This is a genomic window from Chryseobacterium sp. MYb328 (assembly GCF_037572595.1).
Taxonomy (GTDB): domain Bacteria; phylum Bacteroidota; class Bacteroidia; order Flavobacteriales; family Weeksellaceae; genus Chryseobacterium; species Chryseobacterium pennae.
Genome location: NZ_JBBGZQ010000023.1, coordinates 59,752 through 75,162 on the forward strand (window position 1 = coordinate 59,752; position 15,411 = coordinate 75,162).

The following is a 15,411-nucleotide window of genomic DNA, read 5'->3' on the forward strand; positions in this document are numbered from 1 at the left end:
ATGAGCGTTTCTTAGGTCAGAGTGTATGCTATAAATTCCTGCCAACAGCTATTGGAGGCACATCACTCTGATATAAGATCTTAACTTCTCCGGTAGATGCTTCTTTATGTACAGATTTAAAATAAGTTCCGTTCAAAACAGAGGAAATCAATGTTTCATCGGCGTGACCTAAAGGCAATAACGGCAATGCAGCATATTCATTAACTGAAACCTGTGGCAAAATTCCGTTACTGTATTCACCAGCACCATTAGCATTAAATACTTTATAAATTACCGGATGCATCTGCCAACGGATCTTTTGTGGCTTCCGTTTGTCTTCCACGGTAAATCCTGCCATATCTTTTCCCAGCGTTACATCCCCAACCTGAATTACCTGAAGATAAGGTTTCAGATTATTGATGACTATTTCAGCAGCGGAAGCTGTACTGTTTGAAGTCAGAATATAGACTTTATTCAACCCTAAAGCATTTGTACGTAAAGTATTAAAATCAAGCGCTTTCGGGTCATAAGCGATCTGCTGGGCAAATGTTCTCTTCACTTCACCACCATTTTTATTTCCTTTAAAAATGATGAATGGAGAAGCAGATGATATTCCCGAAGGAATCAGAGAGCAGAGAGCAGCAGCGGCAGACACTGATCCTCCGTAATTATACCGAAGATCAAGAATAAGTTCCTGTACTCCGGCGGCTTTAAACTCTGCAAATCTCTGGCTGAGTTTCTGTGTTATTCCATCCGGAAAATCATAAATATAAAGATAGCCTGCCTTTTTACTGTTTTTTTCAAATATTTTAGACAATAACGGTTGCTCAAAGGATAATCCATAATATACCTTAATCTCCTTTTCACCAGTAACCGTTCCATTGCTCCAGCTTCCTACGTTAAGATCTAAGACTGTAAGATCTTTCATAGAAGAAGTTATGGCTTCAGCGTTGCTTGCCGTCACTGTTTTTCCATTGATTTTGGTAATAATCATTCCACGCTCAAGTCCCGCATTGAATGCAGGGGAATCTTTAAGAACTAATTTAATCACCGTTACCACTTCCCCATTGGTCTGCTGAAGAACAGTATAATCGAAACCATACATATTCCGGATCGAACGTGGATAACTGGAGGGATCTTCAGTATTTACAATAAAAGAAAACCGGTCCTGGGGAGCCAGCAGACTTTTAAAAAATTCTTTTACAGGAAGATGATAGTCCGGTTTGGCGGGTATCTGATCTGCCCAGTAATAATACCGTTTCAGACTATCCCGTACCCAAAGGTTAACAGATTCTGTACTTCCTTCAGGAAAGGCAGGAGGGTTTTCATCATTATCCGTGCAGGAAATGAGGAGTATGATGACTGCTATGAATTGAAGTTTAAAAAAGTTTTTCATCCCTGATTATAAGTATTCTGCTACATCAACATCTCCTTTTACTACCCATACTCCATTTTCTGACTTTTCCTGCAGGATGATCATATTAGCACCCATATCCTGTTTTATTTTTACCTTAATCATTGCTGACCCGGCATAAGGTTCTGTAGTTCCGGGTTTGTACAATTCTAGATATACAGGAGCTGTTGAACTGAAAGAACTATAGATTTTTACAGGGGTGAAACTATCTTTTCCTATATTATCAAATTCTGCCAGTATGGTACCGTTTTCTCTTTTTAAAACACCTTTGATATTTTTAAGGGGTGATCCTGAAAATTCGCCCAGATTTGGGAAAATAAATTCAAACCCTACTTTCCCAAGATTAACCTGTGGTTTTATCGCCTCAGCCTGCAGAAAGATCCCCGGAAGATTGAAGAAATATAGTTTTTTATAGTTCTCTATGTTATCATAGGTAAGGTTATATTGCATCACTTCCTTCCCTGTTTCATTATTATATATTGCCAGCTTGTTGGTTTCTCCTTCATCCACGACAAACTCAAGCTTGGTTTCTATTTTATTGGTATAGGAGGTTTTCCCGTCAATAGATACAGGTTCTCCGTTAAGCCTCAACTGAAGTATGTCCGGCTTAGAGTATCCTTTGATAGTTACTTCTCCAGGTTTTTGTGCCACATCATATTTTCCCATCACCGTATTGTCTGTACAGGAACACAATATGATGCATAATAGCAGTGCAAAGATCTTATTCATCTTTTATATTATTTTAATCTTAAAAATATTGCCCTGCCTCATTGTGCAGGGCAATACACAATTATAAAAAAACTAGTTGGATATGTTCTGGATAACCTCTTCTTTTACAAGGGTCATCCATTATTGTATAGTAAAATTTCATGGTCAGTTTTTAAAACAGAATGTTTATTTTTTAATAAAACTCAAACGTTCTGTAGTTTTTCCATCAGTTATTTCCGCTATGTATACTCCTTCTGATAAAACTGCTGTACTGATTAATCTTGAGTACTGAGTTGTAAGAACTTTCTGTCCTGCTGCATTATAAATATGAATTGCTGTTATATTTTCTTTTAATGCAGGATTAAGCTGAAGCTGTAAGTATTCTTTCACCGGATTTTCTGCAATTTTTGTCAGATTTTCTTTCTTTTTTACATCTTTTGTGCTTAGAGTTGAGGATGTAGCATAGATAGCCATTTCATCAATATTGATATTCATGATATTATTTCCGCTGGCATTTCTGTTGGCCCACATTCCTATATAAATTTTCTTTCCTGCAAAAGCAGAAAGGTCTACAAGGCTTTCTCCAAATTGAGTAAGATCTGCCGGAAAAGGATTAGTTGAAGAACCTACCTGTATTTTATATGGACTTTGAAGATAGTTTCCTGACCCATCTACTGTCATTGCCTGAAAATCAGCTAAACCAGGAACTTCTTTTTGAGGAGTACTTACATAGATATAAAGATCCCGGCTCACAATAATATGGGAAGCTCTCTGTCTTCCAATGGCAGAAGTAAGCGTGATAGTTCCTGATGCCCCGGTGAGGTCAATCTGAGGAGAAATAATCCAGTCATTTTCAGTTCCAAATCCTGTAGCACTTCCTGATGGAACCAGGTTTGTAGAGTGTCTTAGAACACCTGTGCTTCCGTAGGTTAAAGAGGTACCATTGTGATAGATATTGGCTCCTTGAATCCATCCGTTGTTGTTACCATTCAGATCATGGAATGTCCACCCCTGAAGATCGTCAGGAGTATCAAAAGTATTTCCCCAAACCAGAGATTGTGCTGTGGCCAGCTGAGATAAAAACAGAACAGATGATAAAATTATTTTTTTCATGATACTGATTATTAATATTTTTAAAAGAAAAAAGAAAGCAAGGAATGAACATAGGCCGTTCCTTGCTTGTATAATTTTTTAGTTTACAATAGCAAAATTGTATTTTGTCCAATTACCCTGGAAATTTCCACAGTTTCTTGGCGATACATTCCAGCTTCCTTCGTTAAAGAATGGCTGACTCATTCCCCATAATGCAGCTGTACTTCCTGTAAGAAGGTTAGCTGTTGGGATTCCCGTAGTTCCAGCTCCTGTAACAGAAGTTGTAAATCCATGCACCTGAATTGATGCGAAATTAGAAGCTGAAGAAAGCTCAGATCCTGGATTTTCTACTTTGATTCCTACAGGATATCCTGTTACCACAGCATTGTTTAATGTTAATTTACCATATCTTCTGATGTGGATACCATTTTCGTAAGCTGCTCCCTGTCCTGCATTTCCGAATTTAGCTCCAATAATAGTAAGGTTATTGATAACAGGATTTGTGATTAATGCTGTAGCCGTACCTGTTGCATTGTTATCAAGCTCAATACCGTTAGAGTCAGGGCTACCACCGCTTACAGTGTGTGATGAATTGTAATCAGCTAAAGAAAGAGCACATGTAATTGTTCCTGTATACCCGTTGTCAAAGTCAAAATTATCATCTTCTGCAGCAAAAGAAATCAGATTGGAAGCATTCACTGTTCCTCCGAAGAATTCAAAAGAGTCATCCTGTCCGTAAGAAACCTGGATGTGATCTAAAGTAGTCCCGTTTCCAACACCAGCTAACGTCAAAGCATTAACTTCGTTTCCTGAATTAGCCCCTACAAAATCATAACCTGCAAATTCAATACGAACATATTTCATGATCCCAGCATTATGTCCAGAGATTGTTCCGCCAAAATAGAATTCAGGATTATTAGTAGGAAGCCCCTCTACAGTTGTTGTAAAAGGTACGTTGGTAGGAGCATCTCCCAAAAGAATTACCCCTCCGAAATCTCCCGGAGTAGCTGTAGTATCTTCATCTCCGTCTAAAAGTCTGTAACTTGTAAAAACAATAGGTTGAGATTCAGTTCCGGTAGCGTTGATTTTTCCTGTTTTGGTAATCACAAGGATTCCAGAACCTTCTCCTATAGCATTAGGTTTTGCTTTGATAAATGTGCCTGGCTGAATGGTAAGTGTTGCTCCGTCTTTAACGGCTACAGTACCATCAATTTCAATGACTCCACTCCATGTTGTATTGGAAGTAATAGGTCCACTCACTTTAGTAACAGGTAGTGCAGAAGCTGTAAGATATTCAGCTGAAGTAGATTTCATTTCAAATGGAGTTGAAGAATCTGCTAAATGATCGTTCTGACAAGCTGTAAGAGATAATGCAGCAACTGCAATTAGAGTTAATCTTTTCATTGTTATAATTTTTGGTAAATCCGGTTATTTATTTTTATGACCGGAAGTTTTTTTAATATTCAGAAATATCCACCTCTATATTTCTGCGATTTGGTTATTGTTTACATCTTACAGACCATGAGGAGCTGAGCTGTCTGAGTTCCCTGTTTATCCGCTATTTTCCGGGAAAAGACCATAGCGTCCGGTTTTTGATTGATCTGGTACTGCTGTGCGCATCATCAGTATTATTCCGGGCCATTTTCCAGGTTTCCGAAACCTGTACACCTCTATATTGAGAGCTCTTTTTATTGTTTGAGTTATTAGTATTAATGCGATATTAGAATGTATAATTGATACTTAGCCCGAATATTCTTCCGCTGTAAGCACGGAATACAACTTTATCAATATCTTTATCATATCTATTGGTAGCACCAGGTACAAGTTCCTGCAGTTCTCTGGCAGTCTTATTCCCTATATTGTCAGTATATCCCAGATAAGAGTTGAAATTGTTATAATATTCCTTTACCCTGTTGAACATATTCCTTACATTCAGCTTCAGTTCCAAATTCCTGTTTTTTAAGAATTTATATGAGATCTGTGCATCTGCTACAGCATAAGGGCGCTGGATTTCTTCTCCGTTATAAGCATATCCTACAGTAATATACTGATCCCCTTTAGCATTATATAAAAAGCTGAATCCCAGTCTTTCTCCATCATATATTAATCCTACGTTATAAGCATAAGGAGTTTGCCCGTAAAGAGGTCTGTCTACTTCATAAGTGGCATCCTGATCTGTTGTATTCCCTTTATCTTTAAAGGCAATTACTTTGGTAATATTATAGGTGAAATTTCCATTGATGAAGAGCTTTTCCAGGAAAGAATTAGGTGCAATGAAGCCCAGATTTTTCCTAACTTCTGCTTCAAATCCTTTCAATTTTGCATTTTTAGAATTTCCGTTGTAGAGCTGTAAGTTTCCTTCTCCGGTAATGTATCCTTCCCTTTCAATAGGTCTGTCAATATCTTTGTAATACAGCCCTGCTGAAAATATTTCTCCTAATCCCGGAAACCACTCAAATTTAAAATCGTAATTATTAACTGTAGATGATACCATATGGGTATTGAATATCTGCCCATTAGCTATCGGATCAAAATAAGGCAATCCGGTTCTTTCATTAAACTGGGGACGAATTACCGTCTTATTGTAGGCTAATCTCAGATTTATTTTACTGGTGGGACTATACGTAAAATTGGCTGAAGGCATCCATTGCCATGGCTTATCATCTATACCCGTTTGGGGGAAATTATTGGAGTCTTTGGATTCCATTTGCTGAGAAACAAGGTCATATTGAAAGTATTCTGCACGCAATCCCCAGACTAATCTGAATTTATTTTTCCAGCGGTTGTCAAACATCACATACATAGCATGCTGCTCAACTTCTCCTTCATATTTACCATCTACATACAGTGGTCTTGTCTCCCACCCTATTCCTCCAGGTGCATAATGAGAGCCGTCAAACCAGTCAGCAAGAGATCCGTACATTTCCAAAAATTTAGGATTTGGAACGCTCCTGTTTCCATCTACTCTCAATAAAAATTTCTGCTGTTGATTGGTATTGGATTTTGAAGCTCCTGCGTATCCTATTTTAATATCATTTTTAAAGTCCCCTCTGTTCATGCCCCATTTGAAAGAAGCTCCATAATTATAATCTGTTTCTTTGCTGGCAATGAATCCTCTTGCAAAATCACTTGCAGAATTATTGGCTACGTGATAATTCAGAATCTCACGTCCTATAAATTTATATAAAGTATTGTATTGAGTATAATCCTTAGTGTCTGATGAAACTCCCGTTCTGGCAGCAAACCAGTTAACCTCTATATTTCCGAACTTATGATTTCCTTCCAGCTTATTCTGTAAAAACATCTGATAAACAGGATAAACTGTATTATTTGTAAAAGGTTTGTCTAATGACGCGATTTTTGACGGATCATTATTAGGAGCTATTCCGTGATAAAAATAATTGTACGAAGCTTCTGCTTCAGCGGGTGAACCACTTCCATTAGTATACTCATCCCATCCTGTAATCCTTGTCAGGGTATTATCATAGATATGGGTATATGAATTACGGAATGAAAACCTGTTCTTTCCTAACTGCAATCCAAAATTCAACATCCCAGCTACCGTAGAATTATAATTATAAGAAGCTCCTGAATTTTTAAAATTATAAAAAGGCATTTTCCCATTGGCATCAAATGCAGTACCTGACGTATCCAGCCAATTGCCCCTTCCCGTATGATCTATATCCAGCTTATTCTGTTCGTTTCTCATAATAAATGCTCCGGCAAAGCCCCATTTGTTATTATTTTTAAGAGCATAGGTTCTTCCTAAAGCAAGCTGTAAATTGGAGCCCATATCTCCTCTTGTCTTGTAATTTGTGAAGTTGTCATTTTTAAACTGGCGGGATTGTTCAAAAAACATCGGATTGGTCCAGTTCATAGCCTGAAGACCCTGAGGAAAATCTCTTGTTCCGTCATCGTACCCGAAATAATCGTACTTTCCTCTTTTGCGGGTCAGGAATTCTTTAAAAGCAGATTGATCGTTATAAGAAGTTCCCATACTTATGGTGGTAAAGTCTTCATTGGGAATATCTTTGGTTCTTACCTCTACAAAACCTCCTGCAAAACTGGCATTCATATCCGGTGTTGCAGATTTACTTACAACAACACTTTCCACCATTGACGTAGGAATAATATCAAAAGAGAAGTTCTGATTGTAAGCTTCCGTACTCGGCAGATTAATTCCATCCATAGCAGCTGTATTCCAACGTTCTCCCATAGATCGTACCACAACATATTTATTATCTATAGTGGTGATTCCTGTTACTCTTTTCAATGTTCCGCCCAGATCATTATCCGGTGTTTTAGCAATCTGTTCAGCAGAAATTCCGTCACTCATCTGGGCTGCTTTTTTCTGCTGAGCCAATAATCCAGCCTGAGTATCTGCTTTACGGGTTGCTGTCACTACTACTTCTTTAATATCTGTAATTTTATCAGATGCCCTGTTCAATGCAAATGAAACCGTATTCGTCTCTTTATTGCTGACTGATAATTTTTCTACCCGAAGCGTATTGTATTTAGGTGCTTTCACCGTCATGTTATAAAGCCCTGAAGGCAGATCTACAGAGAAATCTCCATTATTGTCTGTCACAGCTGATTTCCCGGCAATATTAATCTCTGCTCCGACCACTGGATTTCCTACTTCATCTACTATTTTTCCGGAGATCCGTCCGTTTCCCGGAATAGAAGCATTAGAACTCTCATATTTTACTGAAATAAGATCTCCATGTAAACGGAATACTACAGGAAGTCCATTGGTAATATCTTTCAGGCAATTATTGATAGAGGAATTTTCACATTTTACTCCTTTTACCTTCAGCTCTTTAATATCATATTTTGAATATGCCAGCCTCATTCCTGTTTTCCCTGCAAATTCTTCCAGAACTTCAATTAACGGTCTGCTGGAAGGAACAGAAAATGAAACTTTCTGAACCAATTCCTGTGCTTCTGCTGCAACAGTAAAAAATAGGGCTGCTATGGTAAAACCACATTTCAAACTTTTCATACGTAAGTGTTCTCTTTTGATTAAGGTTATCTGATTATTTGTTTTTTTGATATTTATTTTTTCAGGATATAGGCATTATCATTTTTCTGAACTTCACACCCCAGAATAAAGGCTAGTGCTTCAATATTTTCACCAACAGTTCCTCCTGTGAAATCTGCTGTAATCTTTTTATCTTCTGCTTCTTTTGGATAATGAATTTTTGTACTGTAATTCCCTTCCAGCACTGTAATCACCTCTTTTAACGGAACATCATTAAAACTTAAAGACAGGAGCTTAGGATTCTCTTTCCCGGAAACTTTGTCAGGAGCGAATGAAATAATAGCTGTTGTACGGGAAACCCCAAGATTGGTCCATTTCTGATTGGGCTTCAGATAAGAAACAGGCACGCCGGCAGAAGATACAGCCACTTTTCCTTCATAAAGATCTACTGCTTTTTTCTTCCCGGATTGGGAAACTTTAAACACCGTTCCCAATACTTTCGTACTGAAACCTTCGGCATGAACAATGAAAGGATGAATTTTTGATTTGGCTACAGAAAAAATAGCATCTCCTTTTAAATCCACTACTCTGGTAGAAGCAGGAAATGATTTTGCCACCGTAAGTTCTGCTCCGGGTAATAAGGTTACAACAGATCCGTCTTCAAGACGAACAATCCTGTTTTCGGATACAGCAAGATAAACATCCGGCTTGATGAATGTATGGTAAGTAAAAAGTCCGCCTAATGTTAAAAACAGAATAATGACCGCAGCGATTTTGTAGACACTGCTCTGAAGACGATTTCTTTTCCCTATTATTTTATAAGGAATGAAATAATGCTCAAGACCAGCCAGTACTCTTTCTTTAGCTTCCTGCAAATGAACTTCATCCAGATCTTTTTCTGCATAAACTTTCCATTTCTCTAAAATTTCCTTTTCCTTTTCAGAGATCTTTTCCTCTGAAACTTCACGGCTCCAAAGTCTGAAAACAAAGGCCTCGATATTTTTATAATTAAAACGTTTCATAAAATATTTCATAGTATTCACCGATACTTCTATCAATAAGACTATGAAAATGAGAAACTTCCCCAGGTCATTTTTAATATTCTGTTCATATTAACAGCGAAACCCAAAGAGTTTTCAATCTATTTTACATTTACTAAACATTAAATTCACAATTAATGGATATTTGCCATAAATATTTAACCTTACCATAATTAAAGTTCACAAAAAGTTAATTTTCCTTTAGGTAATTTTGTTGCAGCAATATGAGCCTAACAGATTCTACTTTATTAAAGCAAATAAAATCAGGTGACAGACCTGCATTTATGTTGTTATATGACCGGTATTGGGATAATCTATACCGTTTTGTTTTCGTGCGGACAAGGGATAAAGAGGTTTCCGAAGAGCTGCTTCAGAATTTATGGATAAAGATTCTTGAAAATACAGAGATGATACAAACAGATGAAGCAGAAAGTGCGAAAGGCTATCTGCTGCGCCATCTGCATTATCGGATTCTGGATTACTATAATAGCCTTAAAAAAGCACCCCCAACATTAAGTATTGATGAATTTGATATTCCTGCAGAAATAGATGTTTCAGACAGTGAGTATTTTGAAATTCTTGAGGAAAATGAGGTCAGTATTTTATTATCTATGATTGATGAAATCGTTCTGCAACTTCCGTCAACCGAACAGCAGGTGTATGATATGAGGATCCGAAAAAACAGATCTGTTAATGAAACAGCAGAAGCCCTGGGAATTAGCAATAAGACAGTAAGTAATAAATTAAGTAAAGCGCTGGGCGAGATCCGAGAACAGCTGAGCCCGGAATATCAATCTTCCAAAAAACTAATCTCCATTTTAATGCTGATGGAACTGCTCACGAAATATTGAATAAAACAGGTACACATTTTACTTGCTCTATCAGCAACCAATATTTTCTTTAAATTTATTATTTTTAAATCCTTCCGCTTTTCTTATAGATAAATCTCTGAATTATAGCACAGAATCTATTTTTTTATTATTTTTAGCTACTAAAACTAAAATCATGCAGGAGAGAACGATTCTGGAGGGGCACGAAAATATAAAATACCATTTTAAAAGTTTTAATGAACTTTATGAGCTAGCATTAGATGGCGACTATGAGCCTTGGTATTCTATGGAATATTGGGATGAAACTTTTATTCCTTTTTTTATTTTAGAAGACACTAAAGTAATTGCTAATGTCTCTGTAGCTCCCATGAATATGGTTTTAAAAGGACAAAATTACTACTGTTTGCAAATCGGGAGCGTTATGACTCACCCTGAATATAGGAATCAAGGGCTATCCAAATATTTAATGAATTATGTAATGGAAAAATATAAAGATCAATACGAATTCTTTTATTTATTTGCTAATGAAACAGTATTGGATTTTTACCCAAAATTTGGTTTTACCCGCGTTGATGAGAGTGATTTTATTTTAAGAGATACGACGAATATTCATGGTAAAAAATCAGACTGGCAGCCTTTATCAATCAATGATCCGAAGCATATTTCCTTGATGGAGAAATTCAGTAAAGTACATGCTTCTTTATCTAATACTATAGATTTCAGTCCCAATTCCTGCTTGGCAATGTATCATTTTCTTCTTCAATTTGATGAATCAATTTATTACTCAGCAGAAAAAGAATGCATCGTGATCATGGAATATGACAAAGAAATGCTCAGAATCTATGATATTTTATCTACAAAATTGTTTAATCTGGAAGAAATAGTCTCAACAATAATCCTAGAAGAAACCCAACAGATACAATTCTTTTTTGTTCCTGATACTGATTTTGGAGGCAAGCTGGAGGTAAAACTTAATCCTTTCGATGAAGATGCACTGCATATTTTTCCTCAGGAAAACAGAAAACTTTTTCCAAAGCATTTTATATTTCCTTTAACCTCACATTACTAGTAGCAAGTAAAGATAATTAGTGGATTAAAACAGGTAACAAACCTTCTTTAAAATCCTTTATTTTAAAATCTGCCTGCTCAAAATCTATACTTTGATCATTGTTGGTAAAGACTATGGTCTTCATTCCGGCTGCTTTAGCAGCCTTCAATCCGGAATGGCTATCTTCAATGGCAATACAGTGCTCTGGTGATATTCCCAGTTTTTGGGCAGCAGTAAGATATACTGCCGGATGGGGCTTTCCCTGCTCCTCAAATTCCGATGAGTGAACCGTATCGAAGTAATCACGGATCTGAAGTTTTTCAAGAACAGCATCAGCAACCCGTAAAGGGGCATTGGTAGCCAATCCTATTTTATATTCTTTATTTTTAAGATCTTTAACAAATTCCTGTATTCCGGACATCGTACAGTTTTCAGTCTGTATCAGCTCAATCACTTTAGATACAACTTCATGTTCTACAGAAGGTACATCCAGATTTTCCCAAGGAAATTTTCCGTACCAGAATTCTGTAACTTCTTTTGTAGTCATATATTTTGTCTGGGCAGCCAGCTCATCCGTTATCTGAACACCATATGATGAAAATACTTCCAGTTCCGCTTTTGCCCAGAAGCCTTCAGAGTCTACAAGAACCCCGTCCATATCAAAAATTACTGCCTTTAAAGCCATACGTAAGAATAAGTTTAAAGAATTAAAATATATTACTGACTGATTTTATAAACACACCGCTGTCCACCTGAAATAATATGATCTACCCTTTCCACATGATATTCTTTTCCAATCAGTGACTGGAAATTTGAAAGCTCAGCTCTGCAAAACCCTTGACATTCCGTAGCAGCAGCACAAATAGGGCAATGGTTTTCTATGAGGAAATATTCTTTTCCTTCTTTTTTCCACTCTGCCATATAGCCTTCCTTGCTTCTGGCTTCGGCCAGAGCTCCCAACTTCTGTTCTAAAGTTTTAGTAGTGGAAAGCTCCTTTTCATAACGTTCATAAGTATTCTTTTCCCTGTCACTTATTAGCAGATCCAAGGCATTTTCCCCCAAAATATTTTTTACAGATTTTAAAAGCTGAACCGTTACTTCCGCATGGGTATCCGGAAATTGCGCCAATCCTTTATCAGTAAGGATATAATAAGTAGAAGGACGACCTACGCCTTCACTCTTCATTGTCGGTTCAATCAATCCGGCCTCTGCTAGGTTCAGTAAATGCTTTCTCGCTCCTTCTTTTGTGATGGATAACTCTTTAGCAATCAGAAGTGAAGTGGCTTCCCCTCTCATCTTTAAAAACATCAGAATGCGATCTGCTGCCGGTTTCTTCATTTGACAATATTTAGGTTGTTTTATTTTCCACAACAAAGATAGTCATTTTCTATAATCTTTAATTACAACAAGCAAAACACTGTTTTACAACACATTATAATAAAACTTACTCCAATTAATAAAACAACCATAAAGTTGTTTTATTCAAATATATTCTTACCTTTGTCTCACATTAATCAAAAAATAAATGCAATGAAACCATTTACACTACCTCAATTGTCTTATGCATATGATGCATTGGAACCCTTTATAGATAAAGATACAATGACTATCCACCATCAGCGTCACCATCAGGCTTATGTAGATAATCTGAACGCTGCTTTGGAACAGACCAACGAAACCAATCCTGATCTTGATTCCTTGCTACAAAGAATCAGTGAATACAGCCCGGCAGTGAGAAATAACGGTGGTGGACATTTTAATCATTCTTTATTCTGGGAAATTCTTTCTCCACAACCTAAAACAAGTCCTGAAGGAAAATTAGCGGAAGCTATTACTACCACATTTGGAAGTCTTGAAGATCTTAAAGCAGAGATGAAAAAGGCAGGACTTGGGCAATTCGGTTCCGGATGGGTTTGGCTGTATGTAAAATTCAACGGATCTATTGGGGTAAGCGCTACCCCTAATCAGGATAATCCTATGATGGATGTTCTTCTGGTAAACAGAGGCTTTCCAATTCTTGGAATTGATGTTTGGGAACATGCCTATTATCTGGCTTATCAGAATAAAAGAGCAGATTATCTGGATTCATTCTGGTCGGTATTAGATTGGGCTTCTGTAGAGAAAAAATATGAAGAAGCGCTTTCAAAAATAAGATAACACATAACATTTTCAGTATAAAAATAGAAGCAATGGATACTCAGGTTTTCGTCAATAAAGCAGCTGCTTCAGGCATTATTGCATTTGACTTTTTAAACTATAAACCCACTACAGAAATTGTAGAATTAGATATTAAAGATCATCTTTTTATGGGGATGATTGTCAAGGAAAAAGAATTTAAAGAGTCAATTTCAGCAGTAGACTATTCTGTGTACCAAAACAAGGCTGTTGGAATTGTTTGTTCAACGGATGCTATTATTCCGCCCTGGGCTTATATGCTTCTCATGGAAAAGCTTTCACCCTATGCTGTTTATGTAGATTTAAACAGTGCCGAAAAAGTATTGCTTGATCTTTGGAAACGCCGCCTGATCTATGCGGACCTAAGAGATTTTAAAGATCAGAAAGTAGTTGTCAGGGCAAGTAATTCCCATGATCCTGCCCTTTATGTATTGGCCACTGAGCTTTTAAAACCCTTAGTAAAGAGCCTGATGTATGGTGAAATAGGGCTCCCAAAAGTAATTTTCAAAAAATAAACAAAATGAAAGCAATCATATTCAACGGATCTCTGGAAAGAAGAACAGAATCTACTTCCGGATTAATCTCTGCCTATATATCAGAGCAGCTGGAAGCACTTGGGATCCGCACTGATATTTTTACCCTCGCCGATTCCGGGATTCCCTTATTTGATATCACTCTGAATAAAACACCTTTGGCTGTGGAAAGAATGACTCAAATGTTTCAGGATGCCGATCTTCATTTCTGGCTGGCTCCTCTCTATCACGGAAGCATTCCGGGTGTGATGAAGAACTGCCTCGACTGGCTGGAAGTAACGGCCAATACTTATGAGCCTTATCTTACAGACAAAACTGTTGGTCTGGTATGCTGGGCAGATGGATTACAGGCAATGCAGGGAATCAATGCGATGGATACCATTGCCAAATCATTACGGGCATGGCCACTTCCCTTTAGTGTTCCTATTCTCAGAACATCCTTATTTGATCATGAGAATCCAAAGCAAATCTCAGCATTCTATTGCGGTAAGCTTGATAAGCTTATCAGTATTGCTGCAACAAAGAAAATAGAAAAAACGATAATAAATCAATCATAACATGATAGAAACAGATATACTGATCATTGGTGCCGGCCCCGCAGGGTTATTTACAGTTTTTGAAGCCGGCCTTCTCAAGATGCGTTGCCATATTATTGATGCATTACCACAGATGGGAGGCCAGTTATCAGAATTATATCCCAAGAAACCCATATTCGATATTCCTGGGTTCCCAAGTGTATTGGCAGGAGAGCTTGTTGATAATCTTTATGAGCAAATCAAACAGTTTGAACCCGGATTTACCCTTAATGAAACGGCTGTACATCTTCTGAAACTGGAAGAAAACCTGTTTGAAGTGATCACAGATAAAGGGACAAAACATAGAGCTAAGGCAGTTGTGATTGCCGGCGGTCTGGGGAGTTTTGAACCTAAAAAACCACCTATTGAAGACATTTCCCTGTATGAAGACCGTGGGGTGAACTATTTCATCAAACGTCCGGAAGATTATGCAGGAAAACGTGTAGTCATTGCCGGTGGCGGAGATTCTGCCCTGGACTGGACTATCCATTTGGCAGAAATAGCTTCGTCATTAACTTTAATTCACAGACGGAATGAATTCAGGGGCGCCCTGGATTCGGTGGAAAAAGTGAAAAAACTAAAGCATGAAGGAAAAATCAATCTGATCACTCCGGCAGAGGTTATTGGCCTTAAAGGCAAAGATTCTCTACAGGAAATTGTGGTGGACAAAGAAGGCGTTATTAAGACCATCGAGACTGATCATTTCATCCCTTTATTTGGATTGGTTCCTAAATTAGGACCATTGACAGACTGGGGACTGGAACTGGAGAAAAATGCAATTAAAGTGGATAACAGCACCGATTTCCAGACTAATATCGGTGGCGTTTATGCTGTAGGCGATATCAATACTTATCCTTTTAAAATGAAGCTGATTCTATGTGGATTCCATGAAGCAGCCATCGTCTGCCAAAGTATCTACCAACGATTGAATCCTAATAAAAAATTTGTCTTAAAATATACTACAGTAAGCGGTATTGAAGGTTTTGACGGAACGAAGAAACAAGCCGAAAAGCAAGTAGTAGCAACGATTGACTAA

The 15,411-nt window shown here is 37.5% G+C and carries 14 protein-coding genes; 6 read left to right on the forward strand and 8 right to left on the reverse strand.

The genetic code is table 11. The annotated features are described in order from the left end of the window. Positions 1 to 28 precede the first annotated feature (28 nt). The 6 genes from WH267_RS19620 to WH267_RS19645 form a co-directional block, all read right to left on the reverse strand. Positions 29 to 1,375, reverse strand: a complete 1,347-nt coding sequence (locus WH267_RS19620) for a S41 family peptidase (protein ID WP_340010450.1) — start codon at positions 1,373 to 1,375, stop codon at positions 29 to 31. Between the two features lie 6 nt (positions 1,376 to 1,381). Beyond that, a complete protein-coding gene (locus WH267_RS19625; protein ID WP_340010452.1) occupies positions 1,382 to 2,122 on the reverse strand; it encodes a hypothetical protein in 741 nt (246 codons plus the stop codon). Between the two features lie 165 nt (positions 2,123 to 2,287). Continuing rightward, positions 2,288 to 3,214, reverse strand: coding sequence for a T9SS-dependent choice-of-anchor J family protein (locus tag WH267_RS19630; protein ID WP_123319534.1), 927 nt, complete (start codon positions 3,212 to 3,214; stop codon positions 2,288 to 2,290). 78 nt (positions 3,215 to 3,292) lie between these two features. Further along, positions 3,293 to 4,597, reverse strand: coding sequence for a hypothetical protein (locus WH267_RS19635; protein ID WP_123319535.1), 1,305 nt, complete (start codon positions 4,595 to 4,597; stop codon positions 3,293 to 3,295). Positions 4,598 to 4,913: 316 nt separating this feature from the next. After that, positions 4,914 to 8,195 (reverse strand): TonB-dependent receptor, encoded by a 3,282-nt coding sequence (locus WH267_RS19640; RefSeq protein WP_340010455.1) that lies wholly within the window; start codon positions 8,193 to 8,195, stop codon positions 4,914 to 4,916. Positions 8,196 to 8,248: 53 nt separating this feature from the next. After that, positions 8,249 to 9,196 (reverse strand): FecR family protein, encoded by a 948-nt coding sequence (locus tag WH267_RS19645; protein WP_340010457.1) that lies wholly within the window; start codon positions 9,194 to 9,196, stop codon positions 8,249 to 8,251. A 242-nt stretch (positions 9,197 to 9,438) separates the two neighbouring features. On the opposite strand from WH267_RS19645, the gene WH267_RS19650 reads away from it, so the two are divergent. Both WH267_RS19650 and WH267_RS19655 read left to right on the forward strand, forming a co-directional pair. Further along, a complete protein-coding gene (locus WH267_RS19650) occupies positions 9,439 to 10,065 on the forward strand; it encodes an RNA polymerase sigma factor (protein WP_123319538.1) in 627 nt (208 codons plus the stop codon). Between the two features lie 154 nt (positions 10,066 to 10,219). Continuing rightward, complete coding sequence (locus WH267_RS19655) at positions 10,220 to 11,113, forward strand: GNAT family N-acetyltransferase (RefSeq protein WP_340010459.1); 894 nt, start codon at positions 10,220 to 10,222, stop codon at positions 11,111 to 11,113. Between the two features lie 16 nt (positions 11,114 to 11,129). Here the strand turns inward: WH267_RS19655 and hxpB are convergent, their stop codons facing one another. Together hxpB and WH267_RS19665 are read right to left on the reverse strand one after the other, a co-directional pair. Then, positions 11,130 to 11,777: a hexitol phosphatase HxpB gene (hxpB, locus tag WH267_RS19660; RefSeq protein ID WP_340010461.1), complete on the reverse strand. Its 648-nt coding sequence runs from the start codon at positions 11,775 to 11,777 to the stop codon at positions 11,130 to 11,132. A 32-nt stretch (positions 11,778 to 11,809) separates the two neighbouring features. Continuing rightward, positions 11,810 to 12,430 carry a helix-turn-helix transcriptional regulator gene (locus tag WH267_RS19665; RefSeq protein WP_340010463.1) on the reverse strand — a complete coding sequence of 207 codons (621 nt, stop codon included), beginning with the start codon at positions 12,428 to 12,430 and terminating at the stop codon, positions 11,810 to 11,812. A gap of 192 nt (positions 12,431 to 12,622) precedes the next feature. Between WH267_RS19665 and WH267_RS19670 the strand changes: the two genes are divergently transcribed. From WH267_RS19670 to WH267_RS19685, 4 genes are read left to right on the forward strand one after another with little or no spacing between them, the layout of a single operon-like run. Beyond that, positions 12,623 to 13,249: a superoxide dismutase gene (locus tag WH267_RS19670; RefSeq protein ID WP_115973306.1), complete on the forward strand. Its 627-nt coding sequence runs from the start codon at positions 12,623 to 12,625 to the stop codon at positions 13,247 to 13,249. Between the two features lie 32 nt (positions 13,250 to 13,281). Then, complete coding sequence (locus WH267_RS19675; RefSeq protein WP_123319540.1) at positions 13,282 to 13,782, forward strand: DUF2480 family protein; 501 nt, start codon at positions 13,282 to 13,284, stop codon at positions 13,780 to 13,782. Positions 13,783 to 13,787: 5 nt separating this feature from the next. Next, positions 13,788 to 14,357 (forward strand): NADPH-dependent FMN reductase, encoded by a 570-nt coding sequence (locus tag WH267_RS19680; RefSeq protein WP_340010465.1) that lies wholly within the window; start codon positions 13,788 to 13,790, stop codon positions 14,355 to 14,357. 1 nt (position 14,358) lies between these two features. After that, entirely contained in the window at positions 14,359 to 15,411 is a 1,053-nt protein-coding gene (locus WH267_RS19685; protein WP_340010467.1) for an NAD(P)/FAD-dependent oxidoreductase, read from the forward strand.